We start from the raw sequence: 2,014 nt of genomic DNA on the forward strand, positions 1-2,014 counted from the left end.
CTTTTTTGCCTAATTTTCATAAAGTTGAAAAGAAAAAAATCAATATTTTGTGAAAACGATTTGTCGAATGTCATAGAGTTGTATATACTCATACAACATACCGGAAGACGGACATCATCCGGGGAATGAGAGGAATCATGAAAAATACAAATGCAGGTAAACTGACTGTATTTGCCGCAGCTGCACTTTCTGTTGCAATGCTGCTCGGCGCTTGCGGCGGTGCTACTAACAATGCTGGTAAAGCAGGTATGACTGAAGAGCCAGCTGCTGGTGTTGACACTTCTTACACTGGCGAACTTCCAATGCCAGATGTCAACAAGCGTTACGATAATCCACAGTCACGTGACAACGTTAAGGACGGCGGCACTTACACCGTTGCTCTTCCTGTTCTCGGTCCAAACTGGAATTACGCTTCTAACGACGGTAACTCTGGTTACATGAATACTTTGTGGGGCTTCTACCAGCCAAATCTTATGGCTTATGACACCGTTAAGGGTGAAAAGCTTAAGTACAACCCTGACTACATCACTTCCGTCAAGAAGGTTAGCGATAAGCCACTCGTTGTTCAGTACAACTTGAACCCAAAGGCCAAGTGGAATGACGGCACTGATATTGATTACACCGCATTTAAGGCTACTTGGCAGGCTTTGAACGGAAAGAACAAGGAATACTCCGTCCCAAGTACTGAAGGCTATGACTGCATCAAGAGTGTTGAACAAGGTTCCACTCCAAAGCAGGTTATAGTGACTTATGAGAAGCCATGCGCAACATGGGAAATGCTTTTCGCTCCACTGGTTCATCCAAAGGCCGGTGACGTTAAGACCTTCAACCAGGGTTGGGTAAACAATCCTCACAACGAGTGGGGTGCAGGTCCATTCCAGATTGAATCCGCAACCGAAAATCAGGTTGTTTTCACCCGCAATCCAAAGTGGTGGGGTAAGAAGGCAAAGCTCGATAAGGTCGTTGTAAAGCGTATGGAAGATACTGCAGCTTTGAACGCTTTCCAGAACGGTGAAATCGATGCTGTAACCGATACCATTTCTTCTAAGGACGCAATCAAGTCTGCTCGTAGCGTTAAGGGCGCTCAGCTGCGTTACGGCTACAGCACCAAGGTTCGCGTGCTTAACTTCAACGCTAAGTCCAAGCCACTTAACGAGCTTGCAGTTCGTAAGGCTGTTGTTCAGGCATTCGACGTTGCTACCTACAACAAGATTCAGTTCCAGGGCATGAACTGGAAGAGCGAGCAGCCAGGTTCTGAGCTTCTCTCCATGTTCCAGGCTGGCTACAAGAACAATCTTCCTGCTGACGGCAAGTACAACACCGAAAACGCTAAGAAGACCCTTGAAGCTGCTGGTTACAAGATGGGCAAGGATGGCTACTACGCCAAGAATGGCAAGACTCTTGAGATTTCCTTCACCTTCTTCGGCGATGATTCTACTCAGGCAGCTCTTGCTAACGCATTCCAGGCCATGATGAAGAAGGCTGGAATTAAGTGCAAGACTGTGAACCATGCTGTTGCTAAGTTCTCCGAGGTTGTTGCTTCGCACGAGTACCAGGTGCTTCCATTGGCATGGCAGTCCACATCTCCATTGAGCTTCTTGTCTGCAGCAAGCCAGGTTTACAAGTCTGATAGCGATTCCAACCTCGGTCTCGTTGGCAATAAGAAGATTGATGCTATGCTCAACAAGATTGGCAAGACCTACGATTACAAGGAACAGACTGATTATGCAAACAAGGCAGAGTCTGCAGCTCTCGCACTCTACGGAACTCTTCCAGTTTCTGCTCCTCCTATTTACCAGGTGTTCAAGAAGGGCTTTGCTAACAACGGCCCTGCTGGTTACGCAAGCACCTACCCAGAGGATATGGGCTGGCAGAAGTAAGTAAATTTGTAGCGATAATTCGCGCAAGTTTACTAAGCTGATTGCTTAACTTATAGCATGTGGCGTGTAGTCTTTTGGCTACACGCCACATCTTTTTGTGTATGCTAATGTGAGAAAATAGTATAAATTTAAAA

General features: G+C 46.4%; 1 protein-coding gene. It reads left to right on the top strand.

Translation table 11 applies throughout. The features are described 5' to 3' along the window. The first annotated feature begins 137 nt into the window (after window positions 1–137). Window positions 138–1,880: an ABC transporter family substrate-binding protein gene (locus A5295_RS05865; protein ID WP_064622146.1), complete on the top strand. Its 1,743-nt coding sequence runs from the start codon at window positions 138–140 to the stop codon at window positions 1,878–1,880. The last annotated feature ends 134 nt before the right edge of the window (window positions 1,881–2,014 follow it).

The organism is Gardnerella sp. 26-12, assembly GCF_001660745.1.
Classification (GTDB): domain Bacteria; phylum Actinomycetota; class Actinomycetes; order Actinomycetales; family Bifidobacteriaceae; genus Bifidobacterium; species Bifidobacterium swidsinskii.

Bases quoted from the DNA above. Each gene is read 5' to 3' on its own strand.
- A5295_RS05865 (WP_064622146.1), top strand. From the start codon at position 138: ATGAAAAATACAAATGCAGGTAAACTGACTGTATTTGCCGCAGCTGCA.